This is a genomic window from Pseudomonas sp. S3E17, assembly GCF_024168685.1.
Taxonomy (GTDB): Bacteria; Pseudomonadota; Gammaproteobacteria; order Pseudomonadales; family Pseudomonadaceae; genus Aquipseudomonas; species Aquipseudomonas marginalis.
On the sequence record NZ_JALJWE010000001.1, the window covers coordinates 3,543,072 to 3,566,258 of the forward strand.

The window sequence follows — 23,187 nt, forward strand, 5'->3', positions numbered from 1 at the left end:
GCCTCAGATGTTGAAGCTTTCGCCGCAGCCACATTCACCGCGTACGTTGGGGTTGTTGAACTTGAAGCCTTCGTTCAACCCTTCCTTGACGAAATCGAGTTCGGTGCCGTCCAGGTAGGTCAGGCTTTTAGGGTCGATGATCACTTTCTCGCCGTGACTTTCGAACACCTGATCTTCCGCAACCACCTCGTCGACAAACTCCAGCACGTAGGCAAGGCCGGAGCAGCCTGTGGTGCGAACACCCAGACGAATCCCCTCACCTTTACCGCGCCCATTCAGGGAGCGGCGAATGTGCTGTGCAGCCGCTTCTGTCATGCTGATAGCCATCGTTGACTCCTTACTCGTCGCCAAATGCTTAGATCAAGCCTTTCTTCTGCTTGTAGTCGCGAACGGCCGCCTTGATGGCGTCTTCAGCGAGCACGGAGCAGTGGATTTTCACTGGCGGCAGGGCCAGTTCTTCGGCCAGCTGGGTATTGCTGATAGTCACAGCCTCATCCAGGGTCTTGCCTTTCATCCATTCGGTCGCCAGGGAGCTGGAGGCGATGGCCGAACCGCAACCGTAAGTCTTGAACTTGGCGTCTTCGATAACGCCGGCGTCGTTGACCTTGATCTGCAGGCGCATCACATCGCCGCACGCCGGAGCGCCGACCATGCCGGTGCCGACATCAGGATCTTCCGCGTTCATCTTGCCGACGTTGCGCGGGTTTTCGTAGTGGTCGATGACCTTTTCGCTGTAAGCCATGGTACTGAATCCTCACTCATCAGGGCCGCTCTGGAACCCTGTAGAAACGCCTGCGTTTTCCGCCACGTTCCTACAGAGCTGGGGTGGCGGCTTCTATAGTTAGTGTGCCGCCCACTCGATCTTGGAAATATCGACACCGTCTTTGTACATGTCCCACAGCGGCGACAGGACACGCAGCTTGTTGACGGCTTCGCAGACCTTCTGCGCGGCGTAGTCGACTTGCTCTTCGGTGGTGAAGCGGCCGAACGTAAAGCGGATCGAGCTGTGTGCCAGTTCGTCGTTGCGACCCAGGGCGCGCAATACGTACGAAGGCTCAAGCGAAGCCGAGGTGCAGGCCGAACCGGACGAAACCGCCAGGTCCTTGAGCGCCATGATCAGCGACTCGCCTTCGACATAGTTGAAGCTCAAATTCAGGTTGTGCGGTACACGGGCAGTCATGCTGCCGTTGATGTACAGCTCTTCAAGGTTCTCGACCTGCTTGTAGAAGCGATCGCTCAGGGCCTTGATACGTACGTTTTCGGCTGCCATGTCTTCCTTGGCGACGCGGAAGGCTTCGCCCATGCCGACGATCTGGTGGGTCGCCAGGGTGCCCGAACGCATGCCGCGCTCGTGACCGCCGCCGTGCATGGTGGCTTCGATGCGCACGCGTGGCTTGCGGCTGACGTACAGGGCGCCGATGCCTTTGGGGCCATAGGTCTTGTGGGCCGAGAACGACATCAGGTCGACTTTCAGCTTGGACAGGTCGATGTCGACCTTGCCGGTGGACTGAGCGGCGTCGACGTGCAGCAGGATGCCTTTGGAACGAGTCAGCTCGCCGATGGCCGCGATGTCGTTGATGGTGCCGATTTCGTTGTTAACGTGGATCACGGAAACCAGGATGGTGTCTTCACGCAGCGCGGCTTCGATCATCGCCGGGGTGACGATACCGTCGGTGGTTGGCTCGAGGTAAGTGACCTCGAAACCTTCACGCTCCAGTTGGCGCATGGTGTCGAGGACAGCCTTGTGCTCAATCTTGGTGGTGATCAGGTGCTTGCCTTTGGTCGCGTAGAAATGCGCCGCGCCCTTGATAGCCAGGTTGTCGGACTCGGTGGCACCGGAGGTCCAGACGATTTCACGCGGATCGGCGCCAACCAGGTCAGCAACCTGGCGACGAGCGTTCTCGACCGCTTCCTCGGCTTTCCAGCCGAAAACGTGGGAACGGGAGGCCGGGTTGCCGAAGTTTCCGTCGACCAGCAGGCACTCGCTCATCTTTTGCGCGACACGCGGATCAACCGGGGTGGTCGCTGAGTAATCAAGGTAAATCGGCAATTTCATGGACTTTCTCCTAAATCAGGCTGGCTGGCGTGCCGTTAGCTCTTCGGCTGTCACTCGACGGCGGACGCTTCGATCTTGTCCAGACGCGGCGCCTTGGTGTTGCAACGGCGCTGGTCCTGACGCTGGGCTACTTCTTGCACCTCACGGCGAGTCACAAGATCAGCCAAGCTGATACCACTCAAAAACTCATGGATCTGCAGGCTCAAGTCACACCACAAGTGGTGCGTCAGGCAGGTGTCGCCGGCGTGGCAGTCACCCAGGCCCTGGCACTTGGTGGCGTCGACGGATTCGTTGACCGCATCGATCACCTGGGCCACCTGGATGCCCTGCATGTCGCGGGACAGCTGATAGCCGCCGCCCGGCCCACGCACACTGGAGACCAGATTGCTACGGCGCAACTTGGCGAACAACTGCTCTAGGTAGGACAGGGAAATGCCTTGGCGCTCGGAGATATCGGCCAGGGACACCGGCCCAGTTTGCGCGTGCAAGGCCAAGTCAAGCATGGCGGTCACCGCGTATCGGCCTTTTGTAGTCAGTCTCATGGACAAGTACCAAGGTGTTTCAGAATGGGAGCAAGTATGCGATTCCCGAGTATTTAAGTCAACTATAAGACCTAGTACTTTAGTCAGGATTACCCGTAAAAAGGGCGCGCGAATCATAGCAGGATGGGGCGAGGACGAACAGCAGCAGCGGGGGTGATGGCTTGATATCAAGACCAATGGAGATCAAATGTGGGAGGGAGCTTGCCCCCGATAGCGGTTGATCAGTCAATATATTGGATGACTGACAGATGGCCATCGGGGGCAAGCCCCCTCCATCATGGGCCTAGCAGCAAATGTAAGATCTCAGCCAGCCTTGGTGGCGGGCTCACTCTTGATCTCGGCAAAGTCCTCTTCGCGCAGCTCAGGCAGGTCTTTGGCACAGTAGCTGCTGCCCAACTCTTTCAGCGCGCCGCACATACCGTCCAGCTTGCCGTCCACCGCTTGCAGGTGATCAAGCAGCTGGCCGATGGCGCGCGCCACCGGGTCGGGCATGTCTTCGCTGACACCGTAGGCATCGAAACCGATTTTCTCGGCCATGGCCTTACGCTTGGCTTCCTGCTCATCGCCCACTTCCGGCTTGACGATGATCCGCCCCGGAATCCCCACTACAGTGGCGCCGGCCGGCACCGCCTTGGTCACCACGGCGTTGGAGCCGACTTTGGCGCCAGCGCCTACGGTGAACGGACCAAGCACCTTGGCACCCGCACCTACCACCACGCCATCCTCCAGCGTCGGGTGGCGCTTACCCTTGTTCCAACTGGTGCCGCCCAATGTCACGCCCTGGTAGAGGGTCACGTCGTCACCAATCTCGGCAGTCTCGCCAATGACGATGCCCATACCGTGATCGATAAAGAAGCGACGTCCCACCTTGGCACCTGGGTGAATCTCGATCCCGGTCAACCAGCGGCCGAAGTTCGACACCAGCCGCGCCAGCCATTTCCAGCCCATATTCCACAAGGCACCGGACAGCCGATGAATCCAGATCGCGTGCATGCCCGGGTAGCAGGTCAGCACTTCAAAGGCGTTGCGCGCCGCCGGATCACGGTGAAAAACACTCTGGATATCTTCTCGCAAACGCTCGAACATTTTTAATCCTTCCGCTTAAGAAGCTCGCCACGGGCCGCTTTCTGGGTTTCCGTGAGGATGCCACGCAATATATTCATTTCCGCCCGGCTGACCGAGCTACGCCCGTACAGGCGGCGCAGGCGCGCCATCAAGTGCCGAGGCTTTTCCGGATCGAGGAATTCGATGGCCACCAGGGTTTGCTCCAGGTGCTCATAGAACCGCTCCAGCTCGTCCATGGTGGCCAGTTCACCACTCTTGGTCGACGCCACTTCATCCTTCTCTACCTTGCTCGGCTGGCCTTCAGCGGCCAGCCAGGCCATGCGCACTTCGTAACTCAACACCTGCACCGCTGCCCCGAGGTTCAGCGAACTGAACTCAGGGTCTGATGGAATGTGCACGTGATAATGACATCGTTGCAGCTCTTCATTGGTGAGGCCGGAGTCTTCACGGCCGAATACCAGGGCGATTTCAGCACCGCCGGCCGCCTCTTCCACCACCTTGGTACCGCACTCACGCGGATCCAGCAGCGGCCAGGGGATGCGGCGGTCACGGGCACTGGTGCCAAGCACCAGGTTGCAGCCGACCAAGGCGTCTTCCAGAGTGGCGACCACCTGGGCTTTTTCCAGGATGTCATTGGCGCCGGATGCGCGGGCATCGGCCTCGTGGTGCGGGAACACGCGCGGCTCGACCAGCACCAGGCGCGTCAGCCCCATGTTTTTCATGGCTCGCGCCACCCCGCCGATATTGCCGGGATGACTGGTATTGACCAAGACGACACGAATGTTTTGCAGCAAGGTAGGCGCTCTCGGACACGGGAAAGGGGAGCAAATCTTACAGAACAGCCTAAGGTTATGCCATGAAAGCTAACGTCGTCCTTCACCTGAAGAAAGTTTCTGCTAGAATGCTCGGCTTTCTTTAACAACCTTAGGTGACACATCCATGCAGCCCATGCTGAATATCGCGCTGCGCGCCGCCCGCAGCGCCAGTGAATTGATCTTCCGCTCCATCGAGCGCCTGGATACCATCAAGGTCGACGAAAAAGACGCCAAGGATTATGTGTCCGAGGTGGATCGCGCCGCTGAACAGAAGATCATCGACGCGCTGCGCAAGGCCTACCCTACCCACGGCATCCTCGGCGAGGAAACCGGCCTGCACAAAGGCAGCGGCGAAGGCGAAGACTACCTGTGGATCATCGACCCACTGGATGGCACCACCAACTTCCTGCGCGGCATCCCCCACTTTGCCGTCAGCATTGCTTGCAAATACCGTGGCCGCCTGGAACACGCTGTAGTACTCGATCCTGTTCGCCAGGAAGAATTCACCGCCAGCCGTGGCCGTGGCGCCCAGTTGAACGGTCGTCGCCTGCGCGTCAGCGGTCGCACCAGCCTGGACGGCGCCCTGCTGGGTACCGGCTTCCCGTTCCGTGACGACCAGATGGACAACCTGGAAAACTACCTGGGCATGTTCCGCGCCCTGGTTGGCCAGACTGCGGGCATCCGTCGCGCTGGCGCGGCCAGCCTGGACCTGGCCTATGTGGCTGCCGGTCGTTTTGATGCGTTCTGGGAGTCAGGCCTGTCCGAGTGGGACATGGCTGCAGGTGCCCTGCTGATCCAAGAGGCCGGCGGCCTGGTGAGCGACTTCACCGGCGGTCATGACTTCCTGGAAAAAGGCCACGTCGTTGCCGGCAACACCAAATGCTTCAAGGCAGTATTGACGGCGATCCAGCCGCACCTGCCGGCTTCGCTGAAGCGCTAAACGAGCGAGCAAAAAAAAGCACCCTGTGGGGTGCTTTTTTTATGCCTGGGATTTGCTTGATGTGAGCTTAAATACCAACAACACCACAAATCAAATACAAGAGAAGACTTACTGCTGGTTCTGGCCCAGGACGAGACGCCCTTCCTTGTCGACTGGAATCTGGCCGCCCGGATCACGATCCATGCGCACCGAACCTTCCTTGCCATCCAAGGTGTAACGCACGTCATAGCCGACGACCTTGTCACTGATGTCGTTGACGGTGTTACAGCGAGTCTGGGTGGTGGTATAGGTATCGCGGTTCTGCATGCCTTCCTGAACCTTGTTACCGGCGTAACCACCACCGACCGCACCGGCCACAGTGGCCAGCTTTTTGCCGTTACCGCCACCGACCTGGTTACCCAACAGGCCACCGGCCAGTGCACCCACCACGGTACCGACGATCTGATGTTGATCCTGCACCGGCTTCTGCCGGGTCACTGCGACGTCCTTGCAGACTTCGCGAGGTGTTTTAATCTGGGTTTTCACCGGCTGCACCGCCAGCACTTGCGCATACTCAGGGCCGCTTTTTACCAGGCTGTAGGTGGCAACAGCACCCCCGGCAGTCACACCGACAGCACCCAATACCGCACCAACCAGTAACGACTTGTTCACGTTGAACCTCCTGACCATCACAAACGGACCGAAAGATCCGCGCTATACCCAGCCTTGGAGCAAAAAAAAAGGCACGAGTTCAATACTCGTGCCTTTTTCGTAACAGCAGATCAACAAGCGCCCATCAAGGACGGTCGTCGACCTCCTTGCCAGTGGCGGCAGGAGGGATCAGGTCTTCGCTGTTGAGGTTCAGCCAGATCAGCACCACGTTAGCGATGTAGATCGACGAGTAGGTGCCCGCCAGGACGCCGATGAACAGCGCCAGGGAGAAGCCCCACAGGTTGTCGCCGCCGAAGATCATCAGCGCCGCGATCGCCAGCAAGGTGGAGATCGACGTCGCCATGGTCCGCAACAGGGTCTGGGTGGTGGAGATATTGATGTTCTCGATCAGCGACGCCTTGCGCAGTACGCGGAAGTTCTCTCGAACCCGGTCGAATACCACGATGGTGTCATTGAGGGAGTAACCAATGATCGCCAGTACGGCCGCCAGCACGGTCAGGTCGAAGGTGATCTGGAAGTACGCCAGGATACCCACGGTGACGATCACGTCGTGGATCAGCGACACAATGGCGCCGACACCGAACTTCCACTGAAAGCGGAAAGCCAGGTAGATCATGATGCCGACCAGCGCCATCAGCATGCCGAGGCCGCCCTGGTCGCGCAGCTCTTCACCCACTTGCGGGCCCACGAACTCGACGCGCTTGACCGACGCCGGGTTGTCGCCCCCCACCTTCTGCAAGGCCTCGGCTACCTGGTGACCCAGTTGCGGGTCTTCGCCAGGCATGCGCACCAGCAGGTCGGTGGTCGCACCGAAGCTCTGCACGATGGCTTCGTGATAGCCGGCCTTGACCAGCTCACTGCGCACCAAGGTGACGTCGGCAGGCTTCTCGTAGGTCAGCTCGATGAGCGTACCGCCGGTGAAGTCCAGACCGTAGTTCAGGCCCTTATGGAACCAGCTGAACAACGCCAGAACGGTAAGGAGCACAGTGACGCCGAACGCAATGTTGCGAACGCCCATGAAGTTGATTGTACGTAACATGGCAGCCCCTTAAATCCACAACTTCTTGAAGTCACGCCCGCCAAAGATCAGGTTGACCATTGCGCGGGTCACCATGATGGCCGTGAACATCGAGGTAAAGATACCGAGGGACATGGTTACCGCAAAACCTTTGACCGGGCCGGTGCCCATGGCAAAGAGGATCCCGCCGACCAGCAATGTGGTCAGGTTGGAGTCGAGAATCGCGGTAAATGCCCGGCCGAAGCCTTCGTTGATTGCACGCTGTACGGTCATGCCAGCGGCGATCTCTTCACGAATCCGCGAGAAGATCAGCACGTTGGCGTCTACCGCCATACCCATGGTGAGTACGATACCGGCGATACCTGGAAGGGTCAGCGTGGCGCCCAGCAGCGACATCAGGGCCAGCAACATCACCATGTTGCCCGCCAGTGCCACGGTGGCAATGATGCCGAAGAAGCGGTAGATGGCGATGATGAACAGCGACACGAACAGCATGCCCCACAAGGCCGCGTCGATACCCTTGGTGATGTTGTCGGCACCCAGGCTCGGGCCGATGGTACGTTCTTCAGCGAAGTACATCGGCGCAGCCAGGCCGCCGGCACGCAGCAACAGGGCCAGCTCAGAGGATTCGCCCTGGCCGTTCAGGCCGGTGATGCGGAATTGAGCACCCAGCGGCGACTGGATGGTCGCCAGGCTGATGATCTTCTTCTCTTCCTTGAAGGTCTGCACCGGTACGTCTTTCTCGACGCCGTTGACCATTTGCTTGGTGTAGGTGGTCACCGGGCGCTGCTCGATGAAGATCACCGCCATGCTGCGACCCACGTTGCTGCGCGTGGCGCGGCTCATCAGTTCGCCGCCGTGGCCATCCAGGCGGATGTTCACTTCAGGGGTACCGTGCTCGCCGAAACCGGCCTTGGCGTCGGTCACCTGATCACCGGTGATGATCAAGCCACGCTCGATCAGCGCCGGAGGACGATTGCCTTCACGGAACTCGAACTCTTCGGAAGTTGCACGGGAAGCACCCGGCTCAGCCGCAAGACGGAACTCCAGGTTGGCGGTTTTACCCAGGATACGCTTGGCTTCAGCGGTGTCCTGCACGCCCGGCAGCTCAACCACGATGCGGTTGGCGCCCTGACGCTGAACAATCGGCTCGGCCACACCCAGCTCGTTGACGCGGTTACGTACCGTGGTCAGGTTCTGCTTGATGGAGTACTCGCGGATTTCCGCGATTTTGGCCGGGCTCATCGCCAGACGCAGTACCGCCTGACCATTCAGGTCGGCCGGTACGATGTCGAAATCATTGAAGTTCTTGCGGATCAGCGCACGGGCCTGTTCACGAGAGGCCTCGTCAGAGAAGCCCAGCTGGATGGCACCGTTGAGCTGCGGCAGGCTGCGATAACGCAGCTTCTCTTTGCGCAGCAGGCTCTTCACGTCGCCTTCGTAGACCTTCAGGCGTGCGTCGAGGGCTTTGTCCATGTCGACTTCCAGCAGGAAGTGCACGCCGCCGGACAAGTCCAGACCCAGCTTCATCGGGTGCGCGCCAATGCTGCGCAACCACTGCGGAGTGGTCTGTGCCAGGTTCAGCGCAACGACGTAGTCGTCACCCATGGCCTTGCGTACGACATCTTTTGCCGGCAATTGGTCTTCTTGCTTGGTCAGGCGCAACAACCCGCCCTTCGCACCAGCTGCCAATGTTGCCGCTTTAACCTGGATACCCGCGTCGGCCAGTGCCTTGCTCGCGCGTTCCAGGTCAGCCTGGTTGACCTGCAGCGAAGTGCTGGCGCCAGTGATCTGGATCGCCGGGTCATCAGGGTAAAGATTGGGAGCGGAATAAATAAAACCGATCGCCAGCACCGCCAGGATCAGTACGTATTTCCACAGAGGGTATTTGTTCAGCATCACGCCGCCCGCTTATAACGCGGGGCGCCTTGCGCGCCCCGTCGATTGGTAAAGGTTGGAACTTAGATCGCTTTGAGCGTGCCTTTTGGCAGCGTGGCGGCGATGGCGCCCTTCTGGAACTTCATTTCCACGGTGTCGGAAACTTCCAGAACCACGAAAGCATCGGAAACCTTGGTGATCTTGCCCGCGATACCGCCGGTGGTCACGACTTCGTCGCCTTTCTGCAGGCTGCCCAGCAGGTTCTTCTGCTCTTTGGCACGCTTGGCCTGTGGACGCCAGATCATCAGGTAGAAGATGACCAGGAAGCCGACCAGGAAAATCCACTCGAAACCACCGCCCATAGGGCCGGCAGCAGCAGGCGCAGCGGCGTCAGCCATGGCGTTAGAGATAAAAAAGCTCATTTAGCACTCCAGTTGCAAATAGTGAATCTTAGGGTCGGAAAACTCAGTCCAAGGGCGGCACAGGGAGCCCGCGCTTGGCATAGAAGGCATCGACGAAGGCGGCCAATGTACCCTGTTGAATAGCCTCGCGCAAACCAGCCATCAGGACTTGGTAGTGACGCAAATTGTGGATGGTATTCAACATGCTACCCAGCATTTCCCCGCATTTGTCCAGATGGTGCAGGTAAGCACGGGAGAAGTTCTGGCAGGTGTAGCAATCACAGGTGGGATCCAGCGGCGAATCATCATGGCGATGGAACGCGTTACGGATCTTGAGCACGCCTGTATCGATGAACAGATGCCCATTGCGGGCATTACGGGTTGGCATCACGCAATCGAACATGTCCACACCGCGGCGCACACCCTCTACGAGATCTTCGGGTTTGCCAACGCCCATAAGGTAACGAGGTTTGTCAGCGGGCATCAGGCCTGGCAGGTAGTCCAGTACCTTGATCATCTCGTGCTTGGGTTCGCCCACCGACAGACCGCCGATGGCCAGGCCGTCAAAACCGATCTTGTCGAGGCCTTCCAGCGAGCGCTTGCGCAAGCTTTCATGCATGCCGCCCTGGACGATGCCGAACAACGCCGCGGTGTTGTCGCCATGGGCATTCTTCGAACGCTGGGCCCAACGCAGGGAAAGCTCCATGGAAATCCGCGCGACGTCTTCATCGGCCGGGTACGGCGTGCACTCGTCGAAAATCATCACGATGTCCGAGCCCAGGTCGCGTTGCACCTGCATGGACTCTTCAGGCCCCATGAATACCTTGGAACCGTCCACCGGAGAGGCGAAGGTCACGCCCTCCTCCTTGATCTTGCGCATGGCACCCAGGCTGAACACCTGGAAACCACCCGAATCCGTGAGGATCGGGCCTTGCCACTTCATGAAGTCATGCAGGTCGCCATGCTTCTTGATCACTTCAGTGCCTGGACGCAGCCACAGGTGGAAGGTGTTGCCGAGGATGATCTCGGCGCCGGTGGCGACGATGTCACGCGGCAGCATGCCTTTGACGGTGCCGTAGGTGCCCACGGGCATGAATGCCGGGGTCTCTACCGTACCGCGCGGAAACGTCAGGCGGCCGCGACGGGCCTTGCCGTCGGTGGCGAGCAATTCAAACGACATACGACTCATAGTTGTTCCTCTGGGCCGCGCGGCGCCGGATTACGGGTGATAAACATCGCATCACCGTAGCTGAAAAAACGGTATCCATTGTCGATGGCTGCTTTGTACGCCGCCATTGTTTCGGGATAACCCGCGAAGGCCGACACCAGCATCAATAGCGTGGATTCCGGCAAATGGAAGTTGGTCACCAGGCAGTCGACCACATGGAACGGCCGGCCTGGGTAAATAAAGATATCGGTGTCGCCACTGAACGGTTTGAGCACGCCATCACGCGCCGCGCTCTCAAGGGAGCGCACGCTGGTGGTGCCCACCGCAACCACCCGCCCGCCGCGCGCCTTGCAGGCGCTAACTGCGTCCACGACGTCCTGGCTGACTTCCAGCCATTCGCTGTGCATATGGTGGTCTTCGATGTTATCCACACGCACCGGCTGAAACGTGCCGGCCCCCACGTGCAGGGTCACATAGGCTGTCTCGACGCCCTTGGCTGCAATCGCATCCAGCAGCAGCTGGTCAAAATGCAGCCCGGCAGTCGGCGCGGCAACCGCACCGAGGCGCTGGGAATAGACCGTTTGATAGCGCTCACGGTCCGAGTCTTCGTCCGGGCGGTCGATATAAGGAGGCAACGGCATATGGCCGACACGCTCCAGCAACGGCAAAACCTCTTCGGCGAACCGGAGTTCGAACAGCGCATCATGACGCGCCACCATCTCGGCTTCACCGCCACCCTCGATGAGGATGCTCGAACCCGGTTTCGGCGACTTGCTGGAGCGTACATGGGCCAGCACACGATGGCTGTCCAACACCCGTTCCACCAGAATTTCCAGCTTGCCGCCGGATGCTTTCTGGCCAAACAGCCGTGCCGGGATGACCCGGGTATTGTTGAACACCATCAGATCGCCCGGACGCAAATGCTCAAGCAAATCAGTGAATTGACGGTGTGCGAGGGTGCCGCTGGCCCCGTCCAGAGTCAGCAGTCGACTGGCGCGACGCTCGGCCAAAGGGTGGCGAGCAATCAGCGAATCAGGGAGTTCAAAAGTAAAGTCAGCAACGCGCATGATGGGGTTCGTCTAGCAGGGCCGGGAAGTCTAGCGGAAATAGTGAAAATAGACCATGAAACGTGATTGACCAACGGTAATCTCATCTCTATACTTCGCCGCCATTGAGCCCTGATGGCGGAATTGGTAGACGCGGCGGATTCAAAATCCGTTTTCGAAAGGAGTGGGAGTTCGAGTCTCCCTCGGGGCACCATCTTAAAGAAAGACCTTGAATTTCAAGGTCTTTTTTTTCGTCTGCAGAAAAGCGCCCTGAGGCCGCGACAGCTCCCAGAGAGCGAGATAGCGAGACACCCCTCCATCGCCATCATAAAGTCCAGCAGGCCCACTCACAGGCCTTGCAGGACGCTAAAACGCCCCTTGGTTACCCCTGGACTCACCCAAAGTACTGCTAGCACTTCGAGCGGAGATTCTGTTTCCTTTAATGGGCATGGACTCTAGTGCTGAAGGCCCTCCCGAGGCGCCTCCTCGCACTTTTCGACCGCCCAAAACAAAACCCCATCTGCTTTCGCAAATGGGGTTTCGGAATTTAATCTTGACGATGACCTACTCTCACATGGGGAAACCCCACACTACCATCGGCGATGCATCGTTTCACTGCTGAGTTCGGGATGGGATCAGGTGGTTCCAATGCTCTATGGTCGTCAAGAAATTCGGGTACTGAGTCGTGGCCAGCGGGCCTCGCTTCAGCAAATTGGGTATGTGACAGCTGTCGGTGTTTTGTGAAATCTCGAACTTTCGGTTCATTGCGTCTTCACACACCGCAATCTGGCCTTTCGACGCAAATTGCTTGGGTGTTATATGGTCAAGCCTCACGGGCAATTAGTATTGGTTAGCTCAACGCCTCACAGCGCTTACACACCCAACCTATCAACGTCGTAGTCTTCGACGGCCCTTCAGGGGACTCAAGGTCCCAGTGAGATCTCATCTTGAGGCTAGTTTCCCGCTTAGATGCTTTCAGCGGTTATCTATTCCGAACATAGCTACCCGGCAATGCCACTGGCGTGACAACCGGAACACCAGAGGTTCGTCCACTCCGGTCCTCTCGTACTAGGAGCAGCCCCTCTCAAATCTCAAACGTCCACGGCAGATAGGGACCGAACTGTCTCACGACGTTCTAAACCCAGCTCGCGTACCACTTTAAATGGCGAACAGCCATACCCTTGGGACCGGCTTCAGCCCCAGGATGTGATGAGCCGACATCGAGGTGCCAAACACCGCCGTCGATATGAACTCTTGGGCGGTATCAGCCTGTTATCCCCGGAGTACCTTTTATCCGTTGAGCGATGGCCCTTCCATACAGAACCACCGGATCACTAAGACCTACTTTCGTACCTGCTCGACGTGTCTGTCTCGCAGTCAAGCGCGCTTTTGCCTTTATACTCTACGACCGATTTCCGACCGGTCTGAGCGCACCTTCGTACTCCTCCGTTACTCTTTAGGAGGAGACCGCCCCAGTCAAACTACCCACCATACACTGTCCTCGATCCGGATAACGGACCTGAGTTAGAACCTCAAAGTTGCCAGGGTGGTATTTCAAGGTTGGCTCCACGCAGACTGGCGTCCACGCTTCAAAGCCTCCCACCTATCCTACACAAGCAAATTCAAAGTCCAGTGCAAAGCTATAGTAAAGGTTCACGGGGTCTTTCCGTCTAGCCGCGGATACACTGCATCTTCACAGCGATTTCAATTTCACTGAGTCTCGGGTGGAGACAGCGCCGCCATCGTTACGCCATTCGTGCAGGTCGGAACTTACCCGACAAGGAATTTCGCTACCTTAGGACCGTTATAGTTACGGCCGCCGTTTACCGGGGCTTCGATCAAGAGCTTCGCGTTAGCTAACCCCATCAATTAACCTTCCGGCACCGGGCAGGCGTCACACCCTATACGTCCACTTTCGTGTTTGCAGAGTGCTGTGTTTTTAATAAACAGTCGCAGCGGCCTGGTATCTTCGACCGGCATGAGCTTACGGAGCAAGTCCTTCACCCTCACCGGCGCACCTTCTCCCGAAGTTACGGTGCCATTTTGCCTAGTTCCTTCACCCGAGTTCTCTCAAGCGCCTTGGTATTCTCTACCCAACCACCTGTGTCGGTTTGGGGTACGGTTCCTGGTTACCTGAAGCTTAGAAGCTTTTCTTGGAAGCATGGCATCAACCACTTCGTTACCTAAAAGGTAACTCGTCATCAGCTCTCGGCCTTAAGATCCCGGATTTACCTAAGATCTCAGCCTACCACCTTAAACTTGGACAACCAACGCCAAGCTGGCCTAGCCTTCTCCGTCCCTCCATCGCAATAACCAGAAGTACAGGAATATTAACCTGTTTTCCATCGACTACGCTTTTCAGCCTCGCCTTAGGGACCGACTAACCCTGCGTCGATTAACGTTGCGCAGGAAACCTTGGTCTTTCGGCGTGGGTGTTTTTCACACCCATTATCGTTACTCATGTCAGCATTCGCACTTCTGATACCTCCAGCAAGCTTCTCAACTCACCTTCACAGGCTTACAGAACGCTCCTCTACCGCATCACTTACGTGATACCCGTAGCTTCGGTGTATGGTTTGAGCCCCGTTACATCTTCCGCGCAGGCCGACTCGACTAGTGAGCTATTACGCTTTCTTTAAAGGGTGGCTGCTTCTAAGCCAACCTCCTAGCTGTCTAAGCCTTCCCACATCGTTTCCCACTTAACCATAACTTTGGGACCTTAGCTGACGGTCTGGGTTGTTTCCCTTTTCACGACGGACGTTAGCACCCGCCGTGTGTCTCCCATGCTCGGCACTTGTAGGTATTCGGAGTTTGCATCGGTTTGGTAAGTCGGGATGACCCCCTAGCCGAAACAGTGCTCTACCCCCTACAGTGATACATGAGGCGCTACCTAAATAGCTTTCGAGGAGAACCAGCTATCTCCGAGCTTGATTAGCCTTTCACTCCGATCCACAGGTCATCCGCTAACTTTTCAACGGTAGTCGGTTCGGTCCTCCAGTTAGTGTTACCCAACCTTCAACCTGCCCATGGATAGATCGCCCGGTTTCGGGTCTATTCCCAGCGACTAGACGCCCTATTAAGACTCGCTTTCGCTACGCCTCCCCTATTCGGTTAAGCTCGCCACTGAAAATAAGTCGCTGACCCATTATACAAAAGGTACGCAGTCACCCAACAAAGTGGGCTCCCACTGCTTGTACGCATACGGTTTCAGGATCTATTTCACTCCCCTCTCCGGGGTTCTTTTCGCCTTTCCCTCACGGTACTAGTTCACTATCGGTCAGTCAGTAGTATTTAGCCTTGGAGGATGGTCCCCCCATATTCAGACAAAGTTTCTCGTGCTCCGTCCTACTCGATTTCATGACTAAGAGATTTTCGCGTACAGGGCTATCACCCACTATGGCCGCACTTTCCAGAGCGTTCCGCTAATCTCAAAGCCACTTAAGGGCTAGTCCCCGTTCGCTCGCCACTACTAAGGGAATCTCGGTTGATTTCTTTTCCTCAGGGTACTTAGATGTTTCAGTTCCCCTGGTTCGCCTCTTGCACCTATGTATTCAGTACAAGATAACCATCTTATGATGGCTGGGTTCCCCCATTCAGACATCTCCGGATCAAAGTCTGTTTGCCGACTCCCCGAAGCTTTTCGCAGGCTACCACGTCTTTCATCGCCTCTGACTGCCAAGGCATCCACCGTATGCGCTTCTTCACTTGACCATATAACCCCAAGCAATCTGGTTATACTGTGAAGACGACATTCGCCGAAAATTCGATCATACTCAATTAAGAGCCACTCACAAATTTTACCTTAGCCTGATCCGTTACCAGTGAAAGTAACGTTCAGTCTATCTTTCTATCACATACCCAAATTTTTAAAGAACGATCTAATCAAAGACTAGAAATCAACATTCACCATCATACCGATGGAATGCTCATTTCTAAGCTTTCAAAACGCAGAAGCAGTAGTGGTGGAGCCAAACGGGATCGAACCGTTGACCTCCTGCGTGCAAGGCAGGCGCTCTCCCAGCTGAGCTATGGCCCCGTATTTCTACAGGCGTTTCCCACACAAAATTGGTGGGTCTGGGCAGATTCGAACTGCCGACCTCACCCTTATCAGGGGTGCGCTCTAACCAACTGAGCTACAGACCCAATTTCGGGCTGCTTCTTATCGTCCTCTTCAATGAATCAAGCAATTCGTGTGGGAACTTATGGAGCAGCTGATGTCGTCGATTAAGGAGGTGATCCAGCCGCAGGTTCCCCTACGGCTACCTTGTTACGACTTCACCCCAGTCATGAATCACACCGTGGTAACCGTCCTCCCGAAGGTTAGACTAGCTACTTCTGGTGCAACCCACTCCCATGGTGTGACGGGCGGTGTGTACAAGGCCCGGGAACGTATTCACCGCGACATTCTGATTCGCGATTACTAGCGATTCCGACTTCACGCAGTCGAGTTGCAGACTGCGATCCGGACTACGATCGGTTTTCTGGGATTAGCTCCACCTCGCGGCTTGGCAACCCTCTGTACCGACCATTGTAGCACGTGTGTAGCCCAGGCCGTAAGGGCCATGATGACTTGACGTCATCCCCACCTTCCTCCGGTTTGTCACCGGCAGTCTCCTTAGAGTGCCCACCATAACGTGCTGGTAACTAAGGACAAGGGTTGCGCTCGTTACGGGACTTAACCCAACATCTCACGACACGAGCTGACGACAGCCATGCAGCACCTGTCTCAATGTTCCCGAAGGCACCAATCTATCTCTAGAAAGTTCATTGGATGTCAAGGCCTGGTAAGGTTCTTCGCGTTGCTTCGAATTAAACCACATGCTCCACCGCTTGTGCGGGCCCCCGTCAATTCATTTGAGTTTTAACCTTGCGGCCGTACTCCCCAGGCGGTCAACTTAATGCGTTAGCTGCGCCACTAAGAGCTCAAGGCTCCCAACGGCTAGTTGACATCGTTTACGGCGTGGACTACCAGGGTATCTAATCCTGTTTGCTCCCCACGCTTTCGCACCTCAGTGTCAGTATCAGTCCAGGTGGTCGCCTTCGCCACTGGTGTTCCTTCCTATATCTACGCATTTCACCGCTACACAGGAAATTCCACCACCCTCTACCATACTCTAGTCAGTCAGTTTTGAATGCAGTTCCCAGGTTGAGCCCGGGGATTTCACATCCAACTTAACAAACCACCTACGCGCGCTTTACGCCCAGTAATTCCGATTAACGCTTGCACCCTCTGTATTACCGCGGCTGCTGGCACAGAGTTAGCCGGTGCTTATTCTGTCGGTAACGTCAAAACCATCACGTATTAGGTAATGGCCCTTCCTCCCAACTTAAAGTGCTTTACAATCCGAAGACCTTCTTCACACACGCGGCATGGCTGGATCAGGCTTTCGCCCATTGTCCAATATTCCCCACTGCTGCCTCCCGTAGGAGTCTGGACCGTGTCTCAGTTCCAGTGTGACTGATCATCCTCTCAGACCAGTTACGGATCGTCGCCTTGGTGAGCCATTACCCCACCAACTAGCTAATCCGACCTAGGCTCATCTGATAGCGCAAGGCCCGAAGGTCCCCTGCTTTCTCCCGTAGGACGTATGCGGTATTAGCGTCCGTTTCCGAACGTTATCCCCCACTACCAGGCAGATTCCTAGGCATTACTCACCCGTCCGCCGCTCTCAAGAGAAGCAAGCTTCTCTCTACCGCTCGACTTGCATGTGTTAGGCCTGCCGCCAGCGTTCAATCTGAGCCATGATCAAACTCTTCAGTTCAAACATCTTTGGGTTTTTAAGAAACCCTAAACTTGGCTCAGCAATCGTTGGTTATTCTTTGATTTCTCGCGGAGTAACTTGTGATGCTGATAATCTTGTTGACTATCAGTCTGACTCCACAAGCACCCACACGAATTGCTTGATTCAGTTGTTAAAGAGCGGTTGGTTAAGAGCTTTCGTCTCAACCGAGGCGCGCATTCTACAGCAGCCTCATTTGCTGTCAAGTGATTATTTTCAGAAGCTTTCGAAGATTTCTTCAACAACTTCAACCACTTGCGCTTGCGATCTCTCGTCAGCGGGAGGCGAATAATACAGTATTGAATTACCTGGTCAACCCCCTTCTGGAAAATCTTCTCCTTAACAGAGAACCCACACCGCGACGCAACGACGCTCTCCTTTATAAAGAAGGGCTTCGTGGCTTCTATATAGATAGAAGGTGTACTTGGCCAATAGGGGATGCGGCTGCCAAGGATCACGGCGGTGTCCCCATGAAGTCAGGCGACTCTCTAATACCGCAGGAGAGCCCGGTACGCATCGGGTCTTTGTTTTCACGCCCAGAACAGGGATCATCGCCCTCCCCCAACCCCAGAGGAACCGAGACCATGGAATTGACGCTGGAAGCTGTTGCGCTCTTTGCACTCAAGCTCGTGCATGAGGAGGACGGCGGCAGCCCGGTGTTGAGGGACGACCTGGTGATGGATCGGTATGAGCGGGAGGTATTCGGGTTGCTGGTGCGACAGGGGGATCTGCCGGGAGTTCTGCTGAAGATAGACGAATGTGTGGTGCAGGCACTGGTCGCTTTGGGTGGGGCCGATACAGTATTGGGACGTGAGCTGCAGCGGTTATCTACCGACGTACAGCAAGCCTCCACGCTGGAGGAACTCAAGCCACTGCTCGCGACACTGAAGGACTACCTCAAAGCCATTCAATAACGGACTCACCACAAGGACCTTCACATGATCGACTTCAACAACAAAGGCTTCTTCAAACTCAAGCAAAACAACGAATACGCAGAACGCGTCGCGGCCCTGCTGCTGGAAGACGAAGAAGTCATCGACGCCTACAAAGCCATGCGCGACGGCGTGGTGTTCACCACCAAACGCATCATCGCAGTGAACGTACAAGGCATAACAGGCAGCAAGAAGGACTTCACCTCGCTGCCGTACAAGAACATCGTCGCGTACTCGGTGGAAACGTCCGGCACGTTTGATCTGGATTCGGAACTGGAGATTTACTTTTCGTCGTTGGGGAAAGTGAAATTTGAATTCACCGGCAAGACCTCGATTGTTGAAATCTCGCGCTTGATCTCCAAGCACTTGCTGAGCTGATCAGCAGGCATGCTTCAGAGCATCACCGATGACGCCTATTGATCGTCACCCACGCTGTTGAACCGAGCCCGATCACCTAAAAGCAAATCGACGCTGACTACACGCAACCTCATCAAATAAATGGAGCCCCCAGTCAACAGCTGACGCTTCACCGCCACTGAAGTGAACGTGACAGTAAACCGTGCCAGCGGCCTGTGGTCGTTCGATTTCGCGCCGATGTAACGTTGAACCGCGCGGCGAGCAAATCGCCGCGCGCCTTACCTGGCCACACTCTCCACCACTACCTGTTGCCTGATTTCTCGCCGACATGGATACAGTGAGTGTCATGCCAGTTGAAAACCCGGCCTTCACCGACAATTCCCACATTTGAGTCACTGAACGAAACAACCGAAAATCGAAATAATCGAAGCAGCGCGACTGACCCAAACATCAGTCTACTTTTCCGACACTAGCCAACGAATTAAGCCGACATCAGCTTCTGATCCCCCCTCGGGGCCTCGCTCCCTCGCACAAGGAAGTGAGCCATCCATGTCAGAACGCTTTTATCCCCCCACCGAAGAAGAGTTACTCAAACAGCGAATCCTGACCCACAGCCGTCGCGGGCGCCGTATTCGCCATCTGTTGATTTTTACGAGCCATCCCCGCGTTCGCAGATGCGTTTGCATATCGAGCAACGCGAGGACGGCACGCTCAAGGGGTATGGGTTTTACACCGGCAATAATCCTGATTGGCAAATGATTGATGTGGTGCAGTTCCAAAGCCGTGGCGATCAATTTGTGGCGGATTTGGGTGAGGGTGTCGAGCTGATCTGGACGCCCGCCGTTGATCCAAGTGACACGCTGGGTATTCCGACCCTGGAGGCTGCGCCGCCAGCGCCGGTAATCTGGATTTACCCACCGACGGAGAAGGCCGCGCAGATTCTGGTTAACCCGATTTATCCGCCGGAGTATCGGGATTTTATTCTGGTGTTCCCGGTGGAGTCGGGGGTTCGACCGCTGTATGTGGTGGTTAGTGTTAAGGCTGGGGATCACAAGTACCACAAGGCTCCAAATACTGAACAAATAACTGGCTTTGGAAACCTGATAAAAGCAAAACCCATGACTCCCAGACAGGGCGGTGCCGGGCTGAGAGAGCGTTGGATTGAGGAAAAAGGCAGGAAGATCTATGAATGGGACTCCCAACATGGAGAGTTGGAAGTTTATCTCGCAAGTGATGGGAGCCATTTAGGTGCGTTCAGTCACATAACCGGCGAGCAGCTAAAAGAGCCGAAGAAAAAACGAAACATCAAAAAATATCTATGAGGGACACATGGGACTAAAAATGAGATTGGAATGGTTCGACAGAACCACAGAGTGGCTACGCGGAACGGAGGACTCAGCGGACCTAGGAAACGACTACTCCGTGATTTCTAAACTTGGACTGTCGATAGACGAGGACGTCAATAACGGTATGTTTGAACTGCGGCGGGAATGGCTATCACTGATACAGACACACTTCTCTCATGAAATTGCTCTTTCAGAAAGCGACTACTTCATCGCGTTTGATTACGAAGGTACAAACGAATAACACAGACTTAGAGAATTCGTCTTCATGCGCAGACTGTCGTTCAGGCAGGCCTCCACGAGTTGGCTTTCACTTCATCATCCACGAGGACGAAAAAGGAAACGTTTTCGATCAGAGCATTGGTACTCCGGCGAAGTCAGCACGACCGATGAAGACCCTGGCGGATAGCGCTGGAAGTATCAAACCTTCACGTCCTTCCAGGCGCAGCATCCGCATTTGTTCGGCCGTCCACCTAACCCTCTTTCGCCTCACTCCCCAATCAGAACCCGTTTCCCCGGATCCGTAATATCAAACACCTGCTGCGCACACGCCGAGGGTTTGAACTGGAACTCCACCAGATACACCTTGCCCTTTTCAGGCTGGAAGCTACTTAACAGAGGCCCGCAAATGGCGTAGATGCCAGGGCGTGAGTCGGTGGACGAACTGGCAACGGTCAACTTCTTGCCAGGATCTGCCTGGATCTCCAACTGCGGGAAGCGCTTGAACCCAGCACTGGCCACCGTCTGGTTGAGCTTTGCAATCCAGTTGAAAACGCGGCCTTCACCTGCATCCATCACCGTGCCCAGGGTTTCCATGCGTTCATCGGGGTCGCCTTCGCGGCGTATCGAGAACTCAACGGGAGCGGTGCCGCCATAGGCTTTCATGATGACTTTGGCGTGGCCCGCATCGACGGACACGGTTTTCTGACGCAGTTGGATGCCGTCCTTGAGCAGACTGGGGGATGAGTCACGTTGGTTGGATTGACAGGCACATAGCGCCAGGACCAGGGACAGCAGCGCGATTCGCTTCACGGGAGGATGTCCTTATCAGGGTGAACGATGATGACTGGACCTGTGATTAAACAGAATGTTCCGCCATGATCGCCTCAGGTCTCGTTAAACACCAACCGCGCGCACAACCCGCCCTGCTCCCGGTTATACAACGCCAACCGGCTACCGATCTTGCCCACGATCATCTCCACAATCGCCAGCCCCAGCCCAGCGCCATTGGCATTGCCACGGCTGTAGAACCGCTCGAACAAACGCCCCATTTCTGCCTCATCAATGCCCGGGCCCTGGTCCTCCACGCTCAGGCAATGGGCGCCAATGACCACTTTGACTTCGCTGCCCGGCGGGGAGAAGTTGAGGGCATTGGTCACCAGGTTTTGCAGGGCGATGGCCAGCGCCACCGGCTCGGTTTCGATCCAACATTCTTCATCCCCTTCCAGCACCAACTCCACGCCTTTCTCCATGGCCAGCGGTGTCAGTTCGGCGAGTTCTTCGCGCACCAGTTCGGTGAGTTGTACACGGCTGCGCTTGGGGTTGTTCAACTGCGGTTCGATACGCGCCATGGTCAGCAGTTGGCTGCCAATACGGGTGGCGCGGTCGACGCCGTTGACCAGGAAGTCCAACGCTTCGCGCCGCTGGGCCTCGGTGCCGGCACTTTGGGCGTTTTGCGCGTGGATGCGCAGGATCGCCAGGGGTGTGCGCAGTTCGTGGGCGGCGTCGGCGATGAAGCGGCGCTCGCGTTCCAATAGGTCATCCACTTGGACCAACAGCCGGTTGAGCGCGGTTTGCATCGGCTCCAGGTCGCTGGGCAGCGGCTTGAGGTGCAGCGGTTGCAGGGTCTCGGCGGTTCGCCCGCGAATCTTGCGGGCCATGGCGCGCAGGGGTTTGAGGCCCCAGCCGATCACCAGCCAGATCAACACCGTGAGCAACGGCACGCCGATCAATGTAGGCCAGAGGGTGTGGCGCATGATGCGCTGGATCACGTCCTGGCGAATATCGTCGCGCTCGCCCACCCAGATCAGCAGGCCCTGTTGCGGATCGGCGAGGAGAAAAGCGCACCAGTCGTTGCCGTTGTCCATGATGTCGTGGGAGCCGAGGGTAGCCGGCGGTGCGGCCAACACCGGCGCTTCGGTGGAGCGTACGAGCAATTGGCCGTCGCTGCGCCACACCTGGAAGGTCAACCGGGTTTCATAAGGGTGAGCGACGCCGCCTTCGCCGACACGGCTCATGGCCTGATCGAAGGCCTGGTACAGCCGGTCCCAATCAGCCTCGCCGGGGTCGCGCTGGCGCAATACGCCTTGCAACAGGCGCGCGCTTTGGGCGAGCTGGGCGTCGTAGACTTCTTCGATTTCGTGGTGGCTATCGCGCAGCACCAGCCAGCTGATCAGCGCGTCGCCCAACAGGATCAGCACCAGGACAGGGATGAGGATACGAGCACGCACGGAGGTCATGGTTTGAGCGCCAGTACATAGCCAACGCCGCGCACGGTGCGGATCAGCTCGGTGGATAACTTTTTACGCAGGTTGTGGATCAGCACTTCCAAGGTGTTGCTCTCGACCCGGTCCTGCCAGCCATATAACGCGCGGGACAGGCGCTCGCGGGTCACCACTTTGCCGGGGCGCACCATCAGTTGGTGCAGCAGTTGGTACTCCATCGGCGTCACGATGATGTCCGCGTCCAGGTAGCGCACCTGTTGGGTGGCCGGGTCGAGGCTGACGCCGGCATGTTCCAGCATCGGTTGCGCGCGCCCCTGGCTGCGGCGCAGCAGGGCACGCACGCGGGCCTTGAGCTCTTCCACATCGAAGGGCTTGACCAGGTAATCATCGGCACCGGCATCCAGGCCGGCGATGCGCTCGGCGGTGCCGTCGCGGGCGGTGAGGATCAGCACCGGCAGGTCGTGCTGCTCGGCGCGCAGTTGCTGCAACAGGTCCAGGCCATCGAGGCGCGGCAGGCCGAGGTCGAGCAGCAACAGGTCGAAGCTTTCCGTGCGCAGGGCATGCAGGGCCGCAACGCCATCCTGCAACCAATCCAGGGTGTAGCCTTCAACGCCCAATGCCACGCGAATCCCTTGGCCAAGGGCGCGATCATCTTCGACAAGGAGTAGGCGCATAGCAAAGTCTCTGTAGGAATCGGCGGCATCATGCCGGGTTCTGGGCGGGGCTATTCCGGCAAAGATGTTACGGCGCG

20 protein-coding genes, 3 tRNA genes and 3 rRNA genes are annotated in these 23,187 nt (G+C 56.9%); 6 read left to right on the plus strand and 20 right to left on the minus strand.

The window, feature by feature from the left end:
• Window positions 1-3: 3 nt before the first annotated feature.
• The 6 genes from iscA to trmJ form a co-directional block, all read right to left on the minus strand.
• Entirely contained in the window at window positions 4-327 is a 324-nt protein-coding gene (iscA, locus tag J3D60_RS15780) for an iron-sulfur cluster assembly protein IscA (RefSeq protein WP_003175963.1), read from the minus strand.
• A 28-nt stretch (window positions 328-355) separates the two neighbouring features.
• Complete coding sequence (iscU, locus tag J3D60_RS15785) at window positions 356-742, minus strand: Fe-S cluster assembly scaffold IscU (RefSeq protein WP_003175965.1); 387 nt, start codon at window positions 740-742, stop codon at window positions 356-358.
• 99 nt (window positions 743-841) lie between these two features.
• Window positions 842-2,056, minus strand: a complete 1,215-nt coding sequence (locus tag J3D60_RS15790; RefSeq protein ID WP_017530022.1) for an IscS subfamily cysteine desulfurase — start codon at window positions 2,054-2,056, stop codon at window positions 842-844.
• A 50-nt stretch (window positions 2,057-2,106) separates the two neighbouring features.
• The gene (iscR, locus tag J3D60_RS15795; protein ID WP_003194020.1) at window positions 2,107-2,598 is read right to left on the minus strand and encodes a Fe-S cluster assembly transcriptional regulator IscR; all 492 of its coding nucleotides are present in this window, start codon (window positions 2,596-2,598) and stop codon (window positions 2,107-2,109) included.
• 303 nt (window positions 2,599-2,901) lie between these two features.
• Window positions 2,902-3,684 (minus strand): serine O-acetyltransferase, encoded by a 783-nt coding sequence (gene cysE, locus J3D60_RS15800; protein WP_065924871.1) that lies wholly within the window; start codon window positions 3,682-3,684, stop codon window positions 2,902-2,904.
• A 2-nt stretch (window positions 3,685-3,686) separates the two neighbouring features.
• Window positions 3,687-4,457, minus strand: coding sequence for a tRNA (cytosine(32)/uridine(32)-2'-O)-methyltransferase TrmJ (gene trmJ, locus J3D60_RS15805; RefSeq protein ID WP_003210307.1), 771 nt, complete (start codon window positions 4,455-4,457; stop codon window positions 3,687-3,689).
• Between the two features lie 145 nt (window positions 4,458-4,602).
• Here trmJ and suhB point away from each other — a divergent pair, with 145 nt between their 5' ends.
• The gene (gene suhB, locus J3D60_RS15810) at window positions 4,603-5,418 is read left to right on the plus strand and encodes an inositol-phosphate phosphatase (protein WP_003175971.1); all 816 of its coding nucleotides are present in this window, start codon (window positions 4,603-4,605) and stop codon (window positions 5,416-5,418) included.
• A gap of 108 nt (window positions 5,419-5,526) precedes the next feature.
• Here suhB and J3D60_RS15815 read toward each other — a convergent pair whose 3' ends face one another.
• The 6 genes from J3D60_RS15815 to queA all read right to left on the minus strand — a co-directional run bounded on the left by J3D60_RS15815 (window position 5,527) and on the right by queA (window position 11,601).
• Entirely contained in the window at window positions 5,527-6,069 is a 543-nt protein-coding gene (locus J3D60_RS15815; RefSeq protein WP_015885750.1) for a glycine zipper 2TM domain-containing protein, read from the minus strand.
• 124 nt (window positions 6,070-6,193) lie between these two features.
• Window positions 6,194-7,108, minus strand: a complete 915-nt coding sequence (gene secF, locus J3D60_RS15820) for a protein translocase subunit SecF (RefSeq protein ID WP_027605409.1) — start codon at window positions 7,106-7,108, stop codon at window positions 6,194-6,196.
• Between the two features lie 9 nt (window positions 7,109-7,117).
• Window positions 7,118-8,986 carry a protein translocase subunit SecD gene (gene secD, locus J3D60_RS15825; RefSeq protein ID WP_027605408.1) on the minus strand — a complete coding sequence of 623 codons (1,869 nt, stop codon included), beginning with the start codon at window positions 8,984-8,986 and terminating at the stop codon, window positions 7,118-7,120.
• A gap of 62 nt (window positions 8,987-9,048) precedes the next feature.
• Window positions 9,049-9,387 (minus strand): preprotein translocase subunit YajC, encoded by a 339-nt coding sequence (yajC, locus tag J3D60_RS15830; RefSeq protein WP_003175975.1) that lies wholly within the window; start codon window positions 9,385-9,387, stop codon window positions 9,049-9,051.
• 43 nt (window positions 9,388-9,430) lie between these two features.
• Window positions 9,431-10,546, minus strand: coding sequence for a tRNA guanosine(34) transglycosylase Tgt (tgt, locus tag J3D60_RS15835; protein ID WP_003175976.1), 1,116 nt, complete (start codon window positions 10,544-10,546; stop codon window positions 9,431-9,433).
• A 5-nt stretch (window positions 10,547-10,551) separates the two neighbouring features.
• Window positions 10,552-11,601, minus strand: a complete 1,050-nt coding sequence (queA, locus tag J3D60_RS15840; RefSeq protein WP_065939254.1) for a tRNA preQ1(34) S-adenosylmethionine ribosyltransferase-isomerase QueA — start codon at window positions 11,599-11,601, stop codon at window positions 10,552-10,554.
• A gap of 108 nt (window positions 11,602-11,709) precedes the next feature.
• On the opposite strand from queA, the gene J3D60_RS15845 reads away from it, so the two are divergent.
• Window positions 11,710-11,794 (plus strand) — tRNA-Leu (locus J3D60_RS15845).
• A 337-nt stretch (window positions 11,795-12,131) separates the two neighbouring features.
• On the opposite strand, the gene rrf is transcribed toward J3D60_RS15845, so the two are convergent.
• The 5 genes from rrf to J3D60_RS15870 form a co-directional block, all read right to left on the minus strand.
• Window positions 12,132-12,247: ribosomal RNA gene (gene rrf / locus J3D60_RS15850) — 5S ribosomal RNA — on the minus strand.
• Window positions 12,248-12,399: 152 nt separating this feature from the next.
• Window positions 12,400-15,291 (minus strand): 23S ribosomal RNA (locus J3D60_RS15855).
• A gap of 249 nt (window positions 15,292-15,540) precedes the next feature.
• A tRNA-Ala gene (locus J3D60_RS15860) sits at window positions 15,541-15,616 on the minus strand.
• Between the two features lie 30 nt (window positions 15,617-15,646).
• Window positions 15,647-15,723 (minus strand) — tRNA-Ile (locus J3D60_RS15865).
• An 82-nt stretch (window positions 15,724-15,805) separates the two neighbouring features.
• Window positions 15,806-17,342: ribosomal RNA gene (locus J3D60_RS15870) — 16S ribosomal RNA — on the minus strand.
• The 16S, 23S and 5S rRNA genes sit together here with 2 tRNA genes alongside, the layout of an rRNA operon.
• 602 nt (window positions 17,343-17,944) lie before the next feature.
• Between J3D60_RS15870 and J3D60_RS15875 the strand changes: the two genes are divergently transcribed.
• The 4 genes from J3D60_RS15875 (at window position 17,945) to J3D60_RS15890 (ending at window position 20,236) form a co-directional block, all read left to right on the plus strand.
• Window positions 17,945-18,274 (plus strand): hypothetical protein, encoded by a 330-nt coding sequence (locus J3D60_RS15875; RefSeq protein WP_092489666.1) that lies wholly within the window; start codon window positions 17,945-17,947, stop codon window positions 18,272-18,274.
• Window positions 18,275-18,298: 24 nt separating this feature from the next.
• Entirely contained in the window at window positions 18,299-18,670 is a 372-nt protein-coding gene (locus tag J3D60_RS15880) for a PH domain-containing protein (RefSeq protein ID WP_253491952.1), read from the plus strand.
• Window positions 18,671-19,323: 653 nt separating this feature from the next.
• Window positions 19,324-19,971, plus strand: coding sequence for an S-type pyocin domain-containing protein (locus J3D60_RS15885; protein ID WP_253491954.1), 648 nt, complete (start codon window positions 19,324-19,326; stop codon window positions 19,969-19,971).
• A gap of 7 nt (window positions 19,972-19,978) precedes the next feature.
• Window positions 19,979-20,236, plus strand: a complete 258-nt coding sequence (locus J3D60_RS15890; protein WP_253491956.1) for a colicin E3-like toxin immunity protein — start codon at window positions 19,979-19,981, stop codon at window positions 20,234-20,236.
• A gap of 245 nt (window positions 20,237-20,481) precedes the next feature.
• Here J3D60_RS15890 and J3D60_RS15895 read toward each other — a convergent pair whose 3' ends face one another.
• The 3 genes from J3D60_RS15895 to J3D60_RS15905 all read right to left on the minus strand — a co-directional run bounded on the left by J3D60_RS15895 (window position 20,482) and on the right by J3D60_RS15905 (window position 23,110).
• Window positions 20,482-21,024, minus strand: coding sequence for a hypothetical protein (locus J3D60_RS15895; RefSeq protein WP_253491958.1), 543 nt, complete (start codon window positions 21,022-21,024; stop codon window positions 20,482-20,484).
• A 74-nt stretch (window positions 21,025-21,098) separates the two neighbouring features.
• Window positions 21,099-22,451, minus strand: coding sequence for a sensor histidine kinase (locus J3D60_RS15900; protein ID WP_253491959.1), 1,353 nt, complete (start codon window positions 22,449-22,451; stop codon window positions 21,099-21,101).
• Window positions 22,448-23,110, minus strand: coding sequence for a response regulator (locus J3D60_RS15905; protein ID WP_027607596.1), 663 nt, complete (start codon window positions 23,108-23,110; stop codon window positions 22,448-22,450). Before J3D60_RS15905 ends, J3D60_RS15900 begins: the two co-directional genes overlap by 4 nt.
• Between the last annotated feature and the right edge of the window lie 77 nt (window positions 23,111-23,187).